Genomic DNA, 17,013 nt, shown 5'->3' on the forward strand with positions numbered 1-17,013 from the left:
CGTAATTAACAGACAAACTCCATATGTAAATACATATAAATTTGCCTGTTAATTTTTAATATTTTATTTGTTTTTTATCATAGAATGCACTAGCCGTTGTGGGCATTTTGCTCAGACTAGCAAGGGCCTGTTAGTGGCAATCTTTTATTTTTTCGTATTCTTCTGCTTTAATTACTTGAGTTTTTATTTTCAATTTCTCAAAGGTTTTTTCGGCTTTATATTTACAACGATCATCATTTGTCATAAAAAAATCACAATGGGAAGCATAAAATGTATGTAATGCATCGTCAAACATATTATTAAAGTTACTATCTGTTTTGTAACCTTGTAAGTCATATTTGTAAAACGTTTCAATAATTTTTGAATATGCATTATTCTCACTAGTTTTTGATTTTGGCTCGTACAATTCAGATATTTCAAATATATCTAAATGCTTTGGTAAACCTTCGAAGTTTGATTTTATAGATTTAACCATTTCTGGGTTATTTCTATGTTTAGTTAAACTTTGAACTAAATATGATTTAAAAGATTTATACAAACTATAATCAGATTTTAATCTACTTTGAAAATCAAAAATATCTTCCATCAAAGCTAGTTGATTGTTTTCTATTCTAGATTTTGGATACATTATTCCAAACATTGGGTCAAATGAATATGCTTTTTTGAATTCAGGTGGAAGTGGAATTAATTTATATAAATCTGCAAGATTTGGTGCGTTAGGTATTTCATCAAATTTCAAAGCTTCAAGAAATGAAGTTGGTTCAAATTCCCATTCACTTTTTTTCTCTTCAAAAAATTCTTCTATTTTTCTGAAATGCCATGTTGCTTCGTTTCTTCCCCAATATTGGCAGATACACAAATCGTTTGTTAGTTTCTTTATGTAGTTTAAATGGCCGTCGATATAACTTGGATTTTTTTGAAAACCTCTGAACAAATCGTTAAGATGAGCGTTTGAATATGGAACAATAATTTTTTTTTCAAGAATCAAATTCTCTATTTCTGTATATGTAGTTTTTTCAGAAACTTCTAATTTTTCCTTTTTTTCAATTCTGTCAAATATGTTTAAATCTATATATACATTCATTTCATTTAGTTTAAGACTTGAATTATTCTTCTTTTGATAAAATAAAAATATAACTACTATATGGATCTCTTGAATTAAATCCTTCGTGAGATTCAAAAAGAGTTTGCTCTAAATTCCAACCAAGTTTTATGCAATAATTTAGAGCATCAACTTGAGAAATAAATTGAATAATTTTTCCACCTTCGTTTCGTATTAAATCTGCAACAGTGTTATCGCTATTTTTATGTGAAGAATTAAATTGACCTTCGTTTAATCTTGCAGGTCCGTTTTCATCTGGTGCAGTTCCGTTTGACATCCCTTTTGCCCAGTAAGTTAAGATTGCGTATTTTTTCATAATTATTAAATGATTTTTGATTTTTTCTTTCGATTTATTTTTTTGATTTACAATATTTTACCCAAAATTAACACTAACTTGTTTATATATCTGACGCTATCAGACTCCACCGAAAAAGTGTTTTATAAGTCTGATAAATTACTCAATATACAAATAATATCCATTCACAAATAAAAGTCGGAAAAATCAATTTACATTACGATTTTCCGTAAAAGCATAAAAAAAAATAAAAAAACTGCATCGTCATAAATCTAAAACCAAAATATTACAACCTTTCTCTCCTAAACTATAAACCCACTTTCAAGCAAAATCCTCATCTTTGTAGTAAAATTTAGTCAGAATACAACGCTTTTGGTATGGCTATTTAAAAAATCAAAAACACTACTGCATTTGAAAAAATACGTCAGAAAAGGGTTGCGAATTCTAGGATGGACCATAGGGATAATCATTATTTTACTCCTGATACTCCTCATTGCGATTCAAATTCCTGCCGTTCAGAATCTAATAAAGGACGAAGCCGTCAGCTATCTTGAGGGTAAGATCAAGACCAAAGTGGTAGTGGATAACCTCGAGATTTCATTCCCAAAAAAGGTACTTCTGGAAGGCGTTTACCTCGAAGACCAAAATAAAGACACGCTTTTATACGGCAAGAAACTCGCCGTCAACATCAACCTTTTTGACCTTTTGAGCAACAAAGTCGAAATCAATTCAATCGATTTGGAGCATATTGTAGCCAATGTTTCCCGCAACGATCAATCAGAATTCAATTTTGATTATATCATCAAGGCGTTTGATTCGGGCGAAACCAAAAAGGATTCTTCGGCTCCCATGCAAATTTCTATCGGAAAAATAAATTTGGACAAAATCCGATTGAAATATGACGATGCGATTACCAAAAACGACATCAGCCTGAACCTACATCATTTTGATACCAAGATTAAAACTTTCGATTTAGAAAACCTCAATTTCGAAATTCCAAAAATCACGTTGGATGGTTTGGCCGTGAAATTGAAACAAGGAATTGTAGAGCAACTTGCCCAACAAACTGAAGAAGTAGTTGAAGAACAATCGAAAAACCCAACCCTGACCTTAAAACTAGGCGAAATTGATTTGTCCCGAATCAACCTGGGTTATGAAAACGAAGCCAGCAAAATGGTGACAGAAAATAGTCTCGAAAAACTGCTGGTAAAGTTCAACTCGATTGACATCGAAAAACAAAACATCGATATCCAAAGCCTTGCCATCAACAACATCAAGAGTTCGGTTGTGTTTGGAAAATTAAACAACAGACCAAAAGAAACGATAAAAGATACCGTTCAAATTGCCAAGGAAGACAACAACTGGAAAGTAAAACTCAACAGAGCCGATTTGAAACAGATTGCCTTTTATTTTGATGACGCCAATTCGGCTCCACTCAAAAAAGGAATCGACTACAAACATCTTGACCTCAAGGATTTGAATCTGGATGCCCAGAACCTGGCTTACTCGACCACAACCATCTCTGGAAATCTCAATAATTTCAAGGTAAAAGACAAAAGCGGTGTCGACATCCAGAACCTGCAAACCGATTTCTTTTATGGCGAAAAAGGAGCTTCGCTTAAAAATTTATACCTCAAAACACCTCAAACCGAAATCAAGGACGAAATCATCATTGGTTATACATCACTTGATTCTATCAGTCAAAATATTGGCGATCTGGAAGTAAATGCTTCGATTGAAGGAAGCAAGATTGGCTTCAAGGATGTGTTGCTTTTTGTGCCAACTTTGGCCGACACGAATCCGTTCAAGAGTAATCCGAATGCGATTTTGCACATCAACAGCGAAGTTTCGGGGAAAGTGAGCGATATCACGATTCCGAATCTTGAAATTTATGGTATCGGAAAGACAAAACTCAACGCCAGCGGAAGAATTACAGGTTTGCCTGATGTGAAAACAGCTTATTTAGACATCAACCTCAACAACTTTGAATCTTCTGCAAAAGACCTGAATGATTTTGTTCCGAGTGGTACGATTCCGAAAAACTTTCAACTTCCAGCTTCTTTTAGAGCAAGAGGAACGTTCAAGGGAACATTGGATAATTTCAATACCGATATGAACTTGGCGACAAGCTCTGGAAATGCAAAAGTGAAAGCCAGTTTCGACAGCCGAAGAAAAAACTACGAACGCTATGATGCGATTGCCTCACTCGATAATTTTGATGTCGGACGATTATTGCGTAACGATTCCATCGGAAAAGTGAGTTTGAAAGCCAAAGTAAAAGGAACCGGTTTAGATCCAAAAACTGCAAATGCTGTAGTGGATGCTCAATTGATAAAGGCTGGTTTTAATGGCTATACCTATAAAAATTTAGACCTGAAAGGAAACATCAAAGGCGGGAATTTCAAGGCTGTAGCCGATATGAACGACCCGAACTTGACCTTTGGATTGGATGCTGAAGGTGGTTTCAATGGAAAATATCCTGAGGCAAAAGTAAGACTGAACGTGGATATTGCCGATTTGGAAAAACTGAATCTTCATGCAGGTCCTTTGAAACTAAAAGGAAACATCGATGCTGATATTGAAACAGCAGATATTGATTATTTGAATGGAACTTTGAATGCCTATAAATTTACGATTGCTAATGCTAACGAACAATTTGTTTTAGATACCATCAGTGTTGTAGCGATTGCAAATGCCGAAAAGGATTCAATTGGATTGAAATCACAGTTCGTAAATGCAAGTATCGACGGGAAATACAAGCTTTCGCAACTAGCAACGGCCTTGCAAAATTCGATTGCGAAATATTATGACACGAATCCATCTGCCAAAAAAATAAAAACCGATGCACAGCAAGTTGCCTTCAACATTGATATAAAAAGCGATCCCATCTTGATGAAAATAGTTCCGACTTTAAAAAGTTTGGAACCTATTACTATTTCCGGAAGATACAATTCTGTGAATGATACTATTATCTTGAAAGGTAGGATTCCGAAAGTCGTTTACGGAACGAATACCATCACAAATGCTGTCATTGACGTGAAAACTGAAAACGATTCGTTGTTGTATAATGTTGTTGTGGATGATATTGAAAGTGGCAAAATGAGATTGCCCTATACCCGACTTTCTGGTGGTGTAAACGATAATGTCGTGGCGTATGATTTGCTGTTGCGAGACCTTGCCGATAAAGACCAATATGCGATTTCAGGAAAATTGGAAGCTACAAAAGACAACACAGAGATCAGTTTAAATCCTGATGGTTTACTGTTAAATTATCAAGAATGGAACCTTCCGGCAACTAACAAACTGGCTTTTGGGAAAGACGGAATCCTGGCCGATAATTTTGAATTGAGCAATGAAGGAAGTTCGCTAAAAATTCAATCGGAAACCAACACACCAAACGCTCCAATTGCGGTTGATTTTACCGATTTTAAAATCGAAACCCTGACGAATATCGTGCAAATGGACAGTTTGCAAGTGGCGGGAGTCTTGCAAGGAAACGTGCTATTGAAAGACCTTAAGAACAACATGGTGTTCACCTCTGATTTGAATATTGAAAATTTCAGTTTCAGGAAAGATACTTTGGGGAACATCAACATAAAAGTTGACAATCAAACTGCCAATACGTTTACTGCAAAAGTGGCAATCACGGGTCAGGAAAACGAAGTGAATTTGGATGGAACCTATCGATCTGACAACAGTTCTTTCGATTTGAATTTGGATATCGCCAAATTGAATATGAAAAGTATTCAAGGTTTCACGATGGGAAATTTGGCCGAAAGCACAGGTTTCTTGGACGGACAATTCAAGATTACGGGAACGGCAAGCCAACCCAATGTAAACGGAGATTTGAACTTTAACGACGTTGGCTTTAAAGTAACACAGCTGAATTCGAAATTCAAATCCATCAACGACAAAATCACAATTGACGGAAACGGTTTGAACTTTAGGACCTTTACGATCACGGATGAAAACAACAATAAATTAGTATTGAAAGGAAGTGTTTTAACCAAAACGTTCACTGATTTTGGATTCAATCTGGACATTGAAGCTGATAATTTCAAAGCTGTAAATTCGGGTGCAAAAGACAACGATGTGTATTATGGTGAATTGTTTTTAGACACGCGATTAAAAGTTCGTGGTGACCTCAATAAACCTGTTGTAGAAGGCAATATCAAGATTAATGAAGATACGAAATTTACCATTGTCTTGCCTCAATCCGATCCATCAATTGTGGACCGTGAAGGAATCATAGAATTTATTGATCAGGACAATCCGCCGATGATTACCAAGGTTGCTGTGAATGATTCCTTGAGCAAAACGCAATTCAAAGGCATTGATGCTTCGGTAAATATTGAAATTGACAAGGAAGCCGAACTTTCGATCATCATTGATAAAGGAAACGGAGATTACTTAAAATTAAAAGGAGAAGCCCGTTTGACTGGTGGAATTGACCCTTCTGGAAAAACATCCTTAACAGGAAGATATGAGTTTACCGAAGGTTCCTATGAAATGACCTTCAGTGCCATCAAACGAAAATTCGACATCAAGAAAGGAAGTTATATTTTATGGACGGGTGAACCGACTTCTGCCGATGTGAGTATCACTGCTGTTTATAAAGTGGATGCAGCACCTATTGATTTGCTACAAGCTACACAAACAACCGATGCAACATATCGTCAGAGAATTGAATTTGAAACCGAATTGAAGATGAATGGCGAATTGCTGAAGCCCGAAATTACATTTGATATTGTACTTCCTGACGGAAATAACAATGTTTCGACCAATATCATCAATGCCACACAAACTCGACTTGCCCAATTACGTCAAGAACCTTCGGAATTGAACAAACAGGTATTTGCCTTATTGCTCTTGAATCGATTTGTGGGTGAAAATCCATTTGCAAGCGAAGCTGGTTCGGGTGGTGCAGAATCAATGGTTCGACAAAGTGCAAGTAAAATCCTGTCGCAACAGATGAACAATTTTGCAGGCGATTTGATTTCGGGTGTAGAGTTGAATTTCGACCTTGAATCAACCGACGATTATACGACAGGACAAAGAGAAAACAGAACCGATTTGAATGTTGCCGTTTCCAAGAGATTGCTTGACGACCGATTGAAAGTAACCGTTGGAAGTAGCTTTGGGCTAGAAGGCCCACAACAAGCCAACGAAGAAACCACCAATATTGCTGGAGACGTGGCTCTTGATTATCAGCTTACAAAAGATGGCCGATACATGGTTCGAGCTTATCGCAAAAACCAATATCAAGTAGCTTTGCAAGGTCAGGTTGTGGAAACAGGAGTTGGATTTATCATCACGATGGATTATAATAAATTTCGTGAATTGTTTCACAGAAGCCAAGAAGAAAAAGATTTGAGAGCCAAAGAAAAACAAGAGAAGAAAGAAAAAAAGGAAAAAGAAGAAAAAAGAGCGAAAGAAGAAGCCTTAAAAAACAAATCAGATGAACAATAAGCACTTACTATACTATTTGTTCGGACTACTGCTTTTTGCAAGTTCTTGTAGCAACACCAAATATTTAAAGGAGGGTGAACTGCTATATGTTGGCGGAAGCGTGAAAGTAGAAGGAAAAGATATTCCAAAGAAAGAGCGAAAGGCTTTAAAAAAAGAATTGGAGGATTTATTACGACCAAAACCAAACTCAAAAATTTTGGGTCTTCGCCCGAAGTTGTACTTCTATAATATTGCAGGAACGCCAAAAAAAGACAAAGGTTTCAAGCATTGGTTGAAATATAAAGTGGGTCAGGCTCCTGTTTTATTTGGTCAAGTCGATTTGCAATACAATGCCGATGTGCTTCGAAATTATACCGAAAATAGAGGATTTTTTAAAGTTCAAGTTGCATCTGATTCTACTCGAAGAGGAAAAAGAGCAACGGCTGAATATATTGTAAAACCTGGAAAACAGTATAAAATAAAGCAGGTTACATTTCCAGAAGATTCATCGGAAGTGGCAAAAGCTATCCGAAAAATAAAACGCAGATCGCTTTTGAAAGTTGGCAATGCATACGATTTTGAAACCATAAAAGCCGAAAGAGAACGAATTGACGAAAGATTGAAAGAGCGTGGTTTTTTTTATTTTGGAGCCGATTATATTATGGTCCAAGTTGACAGTACGGTTGGAACTCAAGAAGTAGATTTGATTATGAAGGTGAAAGACGAAACGCCGCCAAAAGCAAAGGAAATTTATAAAATCAACGACATCATTGTATATCCGAATTATTCGCTTCGTGATAGTACCCAAAATGTTGATGAAGATGTGGTTCAATACAAGGATTTTACGATTATTGATAAAGAAAATATCTTTGATCCAAGGATTTTTGACCGGACTTTGTATTTCCATAAAGGTGATATTTATAACAGAAAAGACCATAATTTATCGTTGAACCGATTGGTAAATATGGGTACTTTTAAGTTTGTAAAAAACCAATTTAGACCAGCCGATACCACTGGAAATTTTTTGGATACTTATTATTATCTCACTCCTCTTCCGAAAAAATCCTTTCGAGTTGAAATTTTAGCAAAAACCAATTCAGCCAATTATACTGGAACGGAGTTGAACATTAATTGGAGCAATAGAAATACGTTTAAAGGTGCCGAATTATTGACCGTTTCTGCTTTTGGTGGTATGGAAGTCCAAGTTTCGGGACAAAATAATGGTTTCAATGTCTATCGAATTGGAGGCGAAGCAAGTTTGATTTGGCCTCGTTTCATTGGCCCTTTCAAATTAAAAGCGTCAAGCGGATTTGTTCCGAAAACAAAAGCTTCATTGGGATATGAATTCCAACAACGCTCCAAATTATATTCGTTGAACACTTTTAAAGGTTCGTTTGGTTATTTATGGAAGGAAAACATCCGAAAGGAACACCAACTGAATGTGACGGATATCATTTATGTGAGCCCTCAAAACGTGACCAAACTCTATGATAGTCTGGCCGACCAAAATATAGCGTTGCAAAGGGTAATTGACAAGCAATTGATTTTTGGTCCCACCTATTCCTATACCTACACCAACACGATGCGAAAAAGAAAAAAGCATACGTTTTATTTTAAAGGTGGAATTGATCTTGCAGGAACGATTACCGGATTGGCAACTGGGGCAAACATCACGAAACGCGATACTATAAAAGTATTTGATGTTCCTTTCAGCCAGTTTGTGAGATTAGAAGCCGATTTTAGACATTATTTGAGATTGGGAGACGAATCGCAATTGGCCAGTAGAATCATTGTGGGTTCAGGATTTGCTTACGGAAATTCTGATCAGATGCCTTTCATTAAGCAGTTTTTTATTGGAGGAACCAATAGTATTCGGGCTTTTAGGGCAAGATCAATTGGGCCAGGTTCTTTTAAATCTGAAGAAGAAACAGCATTTCTTCCTGACCAATCAGGTGATTTGAAGCTGGAATTGAATACCGAATATCGGACCACAATTTATAGTATCGTCAAAGGAGCTGTTTTTGTTGATGCTGGAAATATCTGGATGATGAATGATCCCGATGAAGAGAAAAATATCTCTAAAAAGTTCTTGAGTGAGCTTGCTGTTGGAGCTGGAGTTGGCTTGCGATTTGACTTGTCGTTTTTAGTTTTGAGAACTGACTTGGCTTTTCCATTAAGAAAACCTTATTTGCCAGAAGGCCAAAGGTGGGTGCTAGACGACATCAGTTTTGGAAGCGGTAGCTGGCGAAAAGAAAATCTTATTTTTAACCTCGCAATTGGATATCCTTTTTAAATTTGCAGGAAATCCTTATTCGCTTTGAGTACTAAAACCTACAACAAGACCAATTTCCACAAGCATACTTTTTGTATTTTCAAAGAAGTAAATTTGCAGGAACTTATTGGCTTAAAGCCAAATTATACCAGCAAATCAGGAAGCAGTTATTATTTTACCGAAGATGGTGTTTATAGGGTTTCTAATCATTGGGGTCGGGCTGCAAATTGCAAATGGCGACTTCAGGCTTTAGAAGAAGTTTCATCAACCAGGACGAGAGCTGGTTTTGCCAACTGGACAGAATTTCATCCTGATAATGATATCCAAAAATTATATTTTATAGAAGTCGATTTTGATGAAAACACCGTCAATTATAACCACATTGGCAACAAAATCGAAGGTGATCACAAGCTTAGGACGGCCTCTGAAACCACAAAAAGAATTAAACTCATCCGACAGCTTCTAAAAAACAATGATTGGGCAAAACACCTCGACTTTACAGATCTTGAAAAAGCAAGAAAACAGATTATTCAAGAATTGATTTCGACTGATACAACCCTGTTGGAAATCAAAAAAGCACCTTTCCTCTAGGGGTGGAAAGATGCCTTTTAATCAAGAAAACTTTAAAAAAAAATTAAAACTAATAAAACTTCCTTTTATGTTTCTGCCTTGTTTTTATTCCAAAAAAATAATAGAAGGGACAGAATTCTATAATGGCAGAAAATAATAGGATGACACCAATTATTCCTGTAATCATCTCTATTTTATCGCTTTGAAAAACCTCCAGAAAAAATAACACAATTCCAAGTATTCCTAGAATTGCTCTAATCAATCCATCTGTTCTATTCAAATTCTTTCGCATTTCCGAATGGTATTTGATAAAAAATTTGGACAAGCCCAAGGTTATTTGATATAAGTACCGCCCCCAGTTCTTCTATCGCAAGCTCATCCAAATTTGAGCTAATGTAATATGAAAACAAAGAAAAACTACACTAAATGTGATGGGAGTCATAATATTTGTGACCAACCGTTATTTTGCAGGGATGACCGAAAAATGTAGCTTGAAGTGAACTACATTATTTTAATCCTTTTCAATAATTCCTCAGAAAAGGTTTTAGAAATAGGAATTTTGGTATCCAGAATCGTGACGTATGGCGTTTCAAATTTAGTGAGGTAATCTAAATTCACGATATAGGATTTGTGTGTTCTAAAAAAATTATTTCGGTTCAACCGATCCATAAATCCAGACATTGTAGCCCGAATAATTTCTTTTTTATTGAGAGTATTGATTTCCAAATAATTCCCATCAGATTTGATCCAAAGGATGTCATTTATCGTAAGCTTGGTATATTTAAATTTGTCCTTAATAAACAAAGCATCTTTAATAATCAAGGCTTCTCCATAATTTTCATCTATTTCTTGAGTAACGGTATCCGTCTTTTTTGCCATGTTGAAAATGGCAATCTCAATAGCAGTATAGAGCTGTTCTTTTTTGAAAGGTTTTACTAGATAATTGACTGGATTTACTTTCTTAGCACGTTCTAAAGTTGCTGCATCAGTATAGGAAGTCGTGAAAATAAAGGGAATTGAAAACCTCTTGTTGATTTCTTCGGCAAGTTCTATTCCATCTCTTTTGCCCGAAAGGTTGATGTCCAACAAAATAAGATCGGGTTTCTCTGACTCTAAAATCTCAATTGCTTCGTCAAAATCTATGGCTACGCCAATAATTGTATAACCGATTTTTTCTAGGATATTGGTCATATCTTCGGCAATTATCAATTCGTCTTCAACCAGTAGTATTGAAACCATATTTTTAAATTTGTGCAAGTCGGGATTTGGGATTGCTAAATTAATAATTTTATATTTGTTTTTGCATTTTAATTATATAGACGCTTGAAAAGCTTTCATATCTTTGAATTGCACCTTAAAAGATGTTCCAAGATCAGAACTTGAAGTCATTTTTCCTCTCAATTGCCTACTTAGAATGCTCACTAATTTCAAACCTAACGACTTGCTTTTCTTTGGATCAAAATTTTCAGGAAGTCCAATTCCGTTATCGTTCACCTTAAGTTCATAATCAAAACCATTCAACTTTCTAACTTGAATCGTTATGATGCCTGATTTACGATTGTCAAAGGCATACTTGTAGGCATTTGAAACCAATTCGTTTACAATCAGCCCTAAAGGTATGGCCGTATCAATATCAAACTGGATGTTATCAGCCTCCACTTCGACTTGAATACTTTTAGTATCGGCAAACATTTCCGAAAGGTAAATTACTAATTCACGAAGGTAATTTTCGATACCCACATTGCTCAAATGTTCGGATTGGTATAAATTCTGATGGATCAAACTCATGGCCTGAACCCTACTTTGGCCTTCCTGTATAGACAATAGAACATTTTCGTCCACAATATTTTGGGATTGAATATTCAAAAGGCTGGAGATGATTTGCAAGTTGTTTTTCACCCGATGGTGAATTTCACGCAACAAGGTTTCCTTTTCAGTCAAAGATTCCAGAATCACCTGGTTTTGATTTTCTAATGTTTCCTTTTGTGCTGTAATGATAATTTTCTGCTTTTTGTTTTTCTTCAAATTAGAGAAAATTATAAGCGTTAAAATGGTTAGACATATTAACGCAAGTATTGCAATTAATTTTATACTTCGCTCCCTGTTAGTCTCTTCCTTGATCATTAGTATTTTTTCATCCTGAACTTGCTTTGCCTTATCCTGAATTTTGTCAAACTCATATTGCATTTGCATTTGGGTTATCTTCTTGTCTTTCTCCTGATTAAAAATGGAGTCGCTCAGTTTTTTATGCAAAACCTCATTTTCATAGGCTAGCTTATAGTTTTTCGTAGCATTATAGATTTCAGACAAATACTTATAAGCGATTTTTTGGTTTACCAAATATTCATCTCTCTTGAAAATCTCCATAGCTAAACCGATAGTAGCCAAAGCTTCTTTAATATCGCCCTTTTTAAAGTAACAGTATCCAATATCTACATTGCAGGTAGAAATCCCATCATCGTTGCCAATTTTTGTATAGATTTTTTTGGAACTAAGAAAGAGATCTAAAGCCTTGTCATATTGTTTCTGTTTCAAATTTACTTCTCCTAAACAACGTAAACCAAGAGCTTCCATGAAAGCATTTTTATTAATCAAAGCTATCCGATGGCCTTTGTTATACATTTCGATGGCCTTGTCGAGGTTATTTTTACTAACATAAATAGATCCAATATTGATATAAATGCCTGAATATTCGATTTTGTTCTCATTTTCATTTTCAAATACTTTTAGTGCCTTCAAATAAAATTCTAATGCTTTATCAATGTCTTTTTGTGTTTCATACAAAGTTCCCATATTGGCATAAATGGTAAACAAATGTGCTTTGTTTTCTAGCTTTTCATACACCCTCAAAGACTGTAGAAAATAATGTGTTGACTCTGGAAAATTACCCTTTTGGGCATAGAAAACGCCTAAATTATTATAGCAATCTGCCACTTTTAAATCTATTTTTAAAACCAAATAAATTTCAAGTGCTTTTTTAACGTTTGAAATAGAGGTGTCAAAACGTCCTGACCTGCCGCCAAATCGTGCTAAATGAAAATAGGCATCAGCTTTTCCTTTCTGGTAATTGATTTCTTTGGAAATTTCCAATGCTTTTTGTGCATAACCAGTTGCCTCTTCAATATCCTGAAAATCATATGCAGAGGCTAATTTATTATAGAGGTTTACTTGGACTGAATCTTTGATTGAAACTGGCCGATGCAAATTCTTTTTTTCATAATTGGACAGCAGTTCTTTTATACTATCACTTTCTTTTGTTTGCGAAAAAACAAGGAGCGGCATCATTCCTACAAAAAAAATAAAGAAAATTCTATTTTTTAGCATCTTGTCATTTTTAGGAATTTGCCAATTGATAGGCTTTTATATCTTTGAAATGCACTACAAATGAAGTTCCGCTATCTGAATTTGAACTCATGTTTCCTCTTAATTGTCGGCTTAGAATGCTCACCAATTTCAGCCCTAACGACCTGCTTTTCTTTGGATCAAAATCTTCAGGAAGCCCCGTTCCATCATCGTTTACATTCAGTTCGTAATCGATTGTATTCAATGCTTTTATTTGGATTTTTATCGTCCCGGAACTGCGGTTTTCAAAAGCATATTTGTAGGCATTCGAAACCAATTCATTCACGATCAGTCCCAAAGGAATCGCGGTATCAATATCAAACTGGATGTGATTGGCTTCTACTTCTACCTGAATCGATTTATCGGCACCAGCAAACATTTCCGACAGGTAAACCACCAATTCACGAAGGTAATTTTCGATATCAACGTTGCTCAAATGTTCGGATTGATATAAATTCTGATGGATCAAGCTCATGGCCTGAACCCGACTCTGTCCTTCCTGAATAGACGAAAGCACGTTTTCATCTAGAATATGTTGGGATTGAATGTTCAAAAGGCTCGATATAATTTGCAGATTGTTTTTAACTCTATGATGGATTTCGCGCAACAAAGTTTCTTTTTCCGTCAAAGATTGACCGATAATAAGATTTTGTTCTTCCAATTTTTCATTTTGTTCTGCAATGATGGCCTTTTGACGCTGGTTCTTTTTGAGGTTAAAGAAAATTCCAAAAGCCAAAGCACACATGCAAAACAATGCCGCCATAACAATATATTTTATTGTTCGTTGCTTGTCATTTTCCTGACTCAGTTGCAATACCTTTTGCTGCTGTATTCTTCGTGCTCTTTCTTGAATCTTGTCAAAATCATACTGCATTTGCATTTGTGTGATTTTTTTATCTCTTTCAGTATTGAAAAGCGAGTCATTTACATTTTTAAACAACACCTGGTTTTCATAAGCCTGCTTGTAATCACCTTGAATACTGTATATTTGGGCTAGATTCTTGTACGCTTTTTTTTGCCATTCCAGCGAACCTATTTCTTTGGCAATGCCCAATCCTAGCTTATATTCAGTCAACGCTTTGGCTCTATCACCTTTCTTTAAATAGCAATACCCTATGTTGATATGACAATTTGAAATTCCGGCTTTATCACCAATTTCATTGCAAAAATCAATTGCCTTCGAGAACGATTTCAATGCCGTATCATACTTTCCTAGTTTCATATAATTCTCACCTATTGACTGATAACTTTCGGCAAATTGATAGGAATTATCAAACTCCTCTGCTAGTTCCAAACCTTTGTAATGAATTTCCAACGACTTTTCATATTTTCCCTGATTCAAATAGACATTCCCAATATTACTGTAGGTTCCTGCAATTCCAAATTGGGCATCCACATTGTCTATTTTCTCAAAAATTTGAATAGCCTTATAATAGTAATCTAACGCCTTGGCATACTCCTCTTGCTGTTTATAGGAAATCCCGATATTCACATAAGTATAGCCTACGGATAAAGTGTCTCCCGCTTTTTCATAAGCCTTCAACGCTTTGATGAGAATACTGAGAGCTTCAGGAAAGTTACCTTGTTTGCTATACACCACTCCCATTTCACTATAATTATAAGCCAGATTGAGATCTTCCTTTAGCTCTATAAATAGTTTATTTGATTTTTGGAGATAATCCATAGCAGTAGTGAAGTTGGCCTTGCTGTTGTAAATCCGTGCTAAATTGGAATACGAATTTGCAATACCCTTCTTGTAACCAATTTTTTTAGACAAGGCCAATGCCTGACTGGAATAGTCTTCGGCAATGTCTTGTTTATAATTTACATGATAATAATAGAGATCATTCAGTAAAATAACTTTTACCGAATCCGATAAAGAGGGTGATTGTTGTTGATGTGCCTGATTGTATTTTTTAAGTACCACATTCAAGCTATCGATTCTATGTTGTTGACAATAGACTGAAAAATTTAGGCACAATAATACCGTTATCAGGATATTTTTAATAGTTAACATTGGGGGTTATTTAACTATGTAAAAATAAAAGAAATATTGGTTAATTGACTATTATTCAGAATTATTTAAAATTCAACTAAAACACACAGTATCAAAAATTTGCTTATGACTTACCCGAGAGGAATAAAATCGTAAAAAATACATATACAAAAAGGAAAACAAGGGAAATTGAAACCCTATGCATGTCAAAATAACGCGAGCTAACTCTAAAAAATCTTTTTATTACTTTTCTTTCCATAACATATTTGCAATTTAGTTCTTCTTTCAAAGATTACAAATCTAATGTTTAGTACAATCTTAAATGTTATGAGATTACAATTCTAGGTTATGAAATTAATATATTTGGGGATTTATTTCCCTTCCTTTTTGCTGTTCATATATTCCGTTATTCTTCTAATACAGAAACGAATAGCAAAAAAATTAATCGCCAATAGAAAAAAGGTAAGTACCGAAAGCATGGCGATTTCAAACACATTCATAAAGAGATTTGCGTTTCTATCTCCGTCCAAAACGAAAAAGCTCGTGACCGAAAATACAATCGATATAATACCTACAAAAATTAATTTTGTTTGAGTTTTCATCTCTTTTTACTTTTTTTTGCAAAGATAAGCAAAACCCATTTTGAAACTATAATCCAAGTCGTTTCTTGTATGAAAACAATCACAAAGCATTTGAAAGAATATAGCCTACTCTGTAAATAAATTTATAACTTTACACCTACGTTAAAAACTACATTTTATGAGAATCGTCAAATACATCTTCCTTCTACTCCTCTTGGCCATCATTGGTGCATCAGTTTATATAGCTACCCAAAAAGGCGATTTCGAAATTGAACGATCAACTGTAATAAAGGTACCAAAAGAAATTGTTTTCAACTATGTAAACGATTATCGAAACTGGGAAGAATGGGGTTCTTGGAAAGAAGACGACAAATCAATGCAATTCACCTATCCTGACAATACTGTTGGTCTCGACGGATCCTATTCTTGGAAAGGAAGTAATGGTGATGGCGAAATGAAAACCACTTTTGTAAAACAAAACGACAGCATTGCACAAAAAGTAGTTTCAGGTGACAACCAATATACTTCTTTTATTACTTTCAAAGATACTGTTGGCGGTACAAAAGTAACTTGGGGATCAAAAGGAACTGTAGATTTCATGAGCAAGTTCCATGCAACTTTTAACGGCGGAATCAAGAAAATGATGGAAATCATGCACGAGAGAAGCCTCAACAACTTGAACCAAATCATTACAAAAGAAATCAGTACTTATAATGTAGAAGTAAATGGTATTGTTCAAAAACAGCCTTCTTTCTACATAAAGCAAACGGCAACTACCAAACTGAAAGACATGCAATCGAGAGTAAACCCGATGCTGCAAAAAATGATTACCTTCTTCAAAAACAATGCAATGAAGATGAATGGCAAACCTTTCATAATCTACGAAAGCGTTGATGCACAAGCGGGAACGATCACATTTTCAGTTTGTGGCCCCTTGATGGAAGAAATTTTTCTAGCTCCAGAAAGCGACATCAGTGTGGGGAAACTTGAAGGTTTTTCTGCCTTGAAAACTACTTTAAGAGGCGATTATTCACATCGAGATGAAGCGATTGCAACAGCAAAAGATCATATTGCTAAAAATAATATTCCTCAAAATACAGCCTTGAAATACATTGATGTGTATGTGCAAAATGCTTCGGATGTAAAGAGCCCTTCGAAATGGGTGACAGAATTATTAATCCCAGTTCAATCTCAAACTCCAACAGCTAATCCGGCTACGACCCCACCAACTGTAGTTACACCACCAGTTTTGGCTCCAGAAGTTATCACTGATTAATTATTGAAAAGACTTTTGCAAACGACTTCTGTAATGTGAATTGACACCTGTTTGACAATAGCTTTTGGGTTCAACTATAATACTATAAGAAAAAATTATAGAAATTTAATTTCATAAAACAAAAATCGGTT

11 protein-coding genes are annotated in these 17,013 nt (G+C 35.2%); 4 read left to right on the forward strand and 7 right to left on the reverse strand.

All coding sequences use genetic code 11. The features are described 5' to 3' along the window. Positions 1-130: 130 nt before the first annotated feature. Together G508_RS0117435 and G508_RS0117440 are read right to left on the reverse strand one after the other, a co-directional pair. Positions 131-1,084, reverse strand: coding sequence for a hypothetical protein (locus G508_RS0117435; protein ID WP_026706513.1), 954 nt, complete (start codon positions 1,082-1,084; stop codon positions 131-133). Positions 1,085-1,106: 22 nt separating this feature from the next. Next, positions 1,107-1,418 carry a hypothetical protein gene (locus G508_RS0117440; protein ID WP_026706514.1) on the reverse strand — a complete coding sequence of 104 codons (312 nt, stop codon included), beginning with the start codon at positions 1,416-1,418 and terminating at the stop codon, positions 1,107-1,109. Positions 1,419-1,808: 390 nt separating this feature from the next. On the opposite strand from G508_RS0117440, the gene G508_RS0117445 reads away from it, so the two are divergent. From G508_RS0117445 to G508_RS0117455, 3 genes are read left to right on the forward strand one after another with little or no spacing between them, the layout of a single operon-like run. Then, on the forward strand, positions 1,809-6,866 hold the full coding sequence (locus G508_RS0117445; protein ID WP_026706515.1) for a translocation/assembly module TamB domain-containing protein: 5,058 nt from the start codon (positions 1,809-1,811) through the stop codon (positions 6,864-6,866). Then, positions 6,856-9,138 (forward strand): translocation and assembly module lipoprotein TamL, encoded by a 2,283-nt coding sequence (gene tamL, locus G508_RS0117450; protein ID WP_026706516.1) that lies wholly within the window; start codon positions 6,856-6,858, stop codon positions 9,136-9,138. Before G508_RS0117445 ends, tamL begins: the two co-directional genes overlap by 11 nt. Before the next feature lie 24 nt (positions 9,139-9,162). After that, positions 9,163-9,708, forward strand: a complete 546-nt coding sequence (locus tag G508_RS0117455) for a hypothetical protein (protein WP_035695146.1) — start codon at positions 9,163-9,165, stop codon at positions 9,706-9,708. Positions 9,709-9,757: 49 nt separating this feature from the next. Here G508_RS0117455 and G508_RS20640 read toward each other — a convergent pair whose 3' ends face one another. The 5 genes from G508_RS20640 to G508_RS0117485 all read right to left on the reverse strand — a co-directional run bounded on the left by G508_RS20640 (position 9,758) and on the right by G508_RS0117485 (position 15,627). Then, positions 9,758-9,979, reverse strand: a complete 222-nt coding sequence (locus G508_RS20640) for a YgaP family membrane protein (protein ID WP_026706518.1) — start codon at positions 9,977-9,979, stop codon at positions 9,758-9,760. Positions 9,980-10,188: 209 nt separating this feature from the next. Next, complete coding sequence (locus G508_RS0117470) at positions 10,189-10,926, reverse strand: LytR/AlgR family response regulator transcription factor (RefSeq protein WP_035695148.1); 738 nt, start codon at positions 10,924-10,926, stop codon at positions 10,189-10,191. Between the two features lie 72 nt (positions 10,927-10,998). Beyond that, entirely contained in the window at positions 10,999-13,011 is a 2,013-nt protein-coding gene (locus G508_RS0117475; protein WP_084626022.1) for a tetratricopeptide repeat protein, read from the reverse strand. A 10-nt stretch (positions 13,012-13,021) separates the two neighbouring features. After that, complete coding sequence (locus tag G508_RS0117480) at positions 13,022-15,046, reverse strand: tetratricopeptide repeat-containing sensor histidine kinase (RefSeq protein WP_084626023.1); 2,025 nt, start codon at positions 15,044-15,046, stop codon at positions 13,022-13,024. 350 nt (positions 15,047-15,396) lie between these two features. After that, positions 15,397-15,627 carry a hypothetical protein gene (locus tag G508_RS0117485; RefSeq protein ID WP_026706522.1) on the reverse strand — a complete coding sequence of 77 codons (231 nt, stop codon included), beginning with the start codon at positions 15,625-15,627 and terminating at the stop codon, positions 15,397-15,399. Between the two features lie 157 nt (positions 15,628-15,784). On the opposite strand from G508_RS0117485, the gene G508_RS19255 reads away from it, so the two are divergent. Beyond that, positions 15,785-16,882: an SRPBCC family protein gene (locus G508_RS19255; RefSeq protein ID WP_051197741.1), complete on the forward strand. Its 1,098-nt coding sequence runs from the start codon at positions 15,785-15,787 to the stop codon at positions 16,880-16,882. Positions 16,883-17,013: the final 131 nt, after the last annotated feature.

The sequence above is a fragment of the Flavobacterium soli DSM 19725 genome, from assembly GCF_000422705.1.
In the GTDB taxonomy this organism is placed as follows: Bacteria; Bacteroidota; Bacteroidia; order Flavobacteriales; family Flavobacteriaceae; genus Flavobacterium; species Flavobacterium soli.

Excerpts from the sequence above, each read along its gene's own strand:
- G508_RS0117440 (WP_026706514.1), bottom strand. The coding sequence starts at position 1,418 with ATGAAAAAATACGCAATCTTAACTTACTGGGCAAAAGGGATGTCAAAC.
- G508_RS0117485 (WP_026706522.1), bottom strand. The coding sequence starts at position 15,627 with ATGAAAACTCAAACAAAATTAATTTTTGTAGGTATTATATCGATTGTA.
- G508_RS0117480 (WP_084626023.1), bottom strand. The coding sequence starts at position 15,046 with ATGTTAACTATTAAAAATATCCTGATAACGGTATTATTGTGCCTAAAT.
- G508_RS20640 (WP_026706518.1), bottom strand. The coding sequence starts at position 9,979 with ATGCGAAAGAATTTGAATAGAACAGATGGATTGATTAGAGCAATTCTA.
- tamL (WP_026706516.1), top strand. The coding sequence starts at position 6,856 with ATGAACAATAAGCACTTACTATACTATTTGTTCGGACTACTGCTTTTT.
- G508_RS0117470 (WP_035695148.1), bottom strand. The coding sequence starts at position 10,926 with ATGGTTTCAATACTACTGGTTGAAGACGAATTGATAATTGCCGAAGAT.
- G508_RS0117475 (WP_084626022.1), bottom strand. The coding sequence starts at position 13,011 with ATGCTAAAAAATAGAATTTTCTTTATTTTTTTTGTAGGAATGATGCCG.
- G508_RS0117435 (WP_026706513.1), bottom strand. The coding sequence starts at position 1,084 with ATGAATGTATATATAGATTTAAACATATTTGACAGAATTGAAAAAAAG.
- G508_RS19255 (WP_051197741.1), top strand. The coding sequence starts at position 15,785 with ATGAGAATCGTCAAATACATCTTCCTTCTACTCCTCTTGGCCATCATT.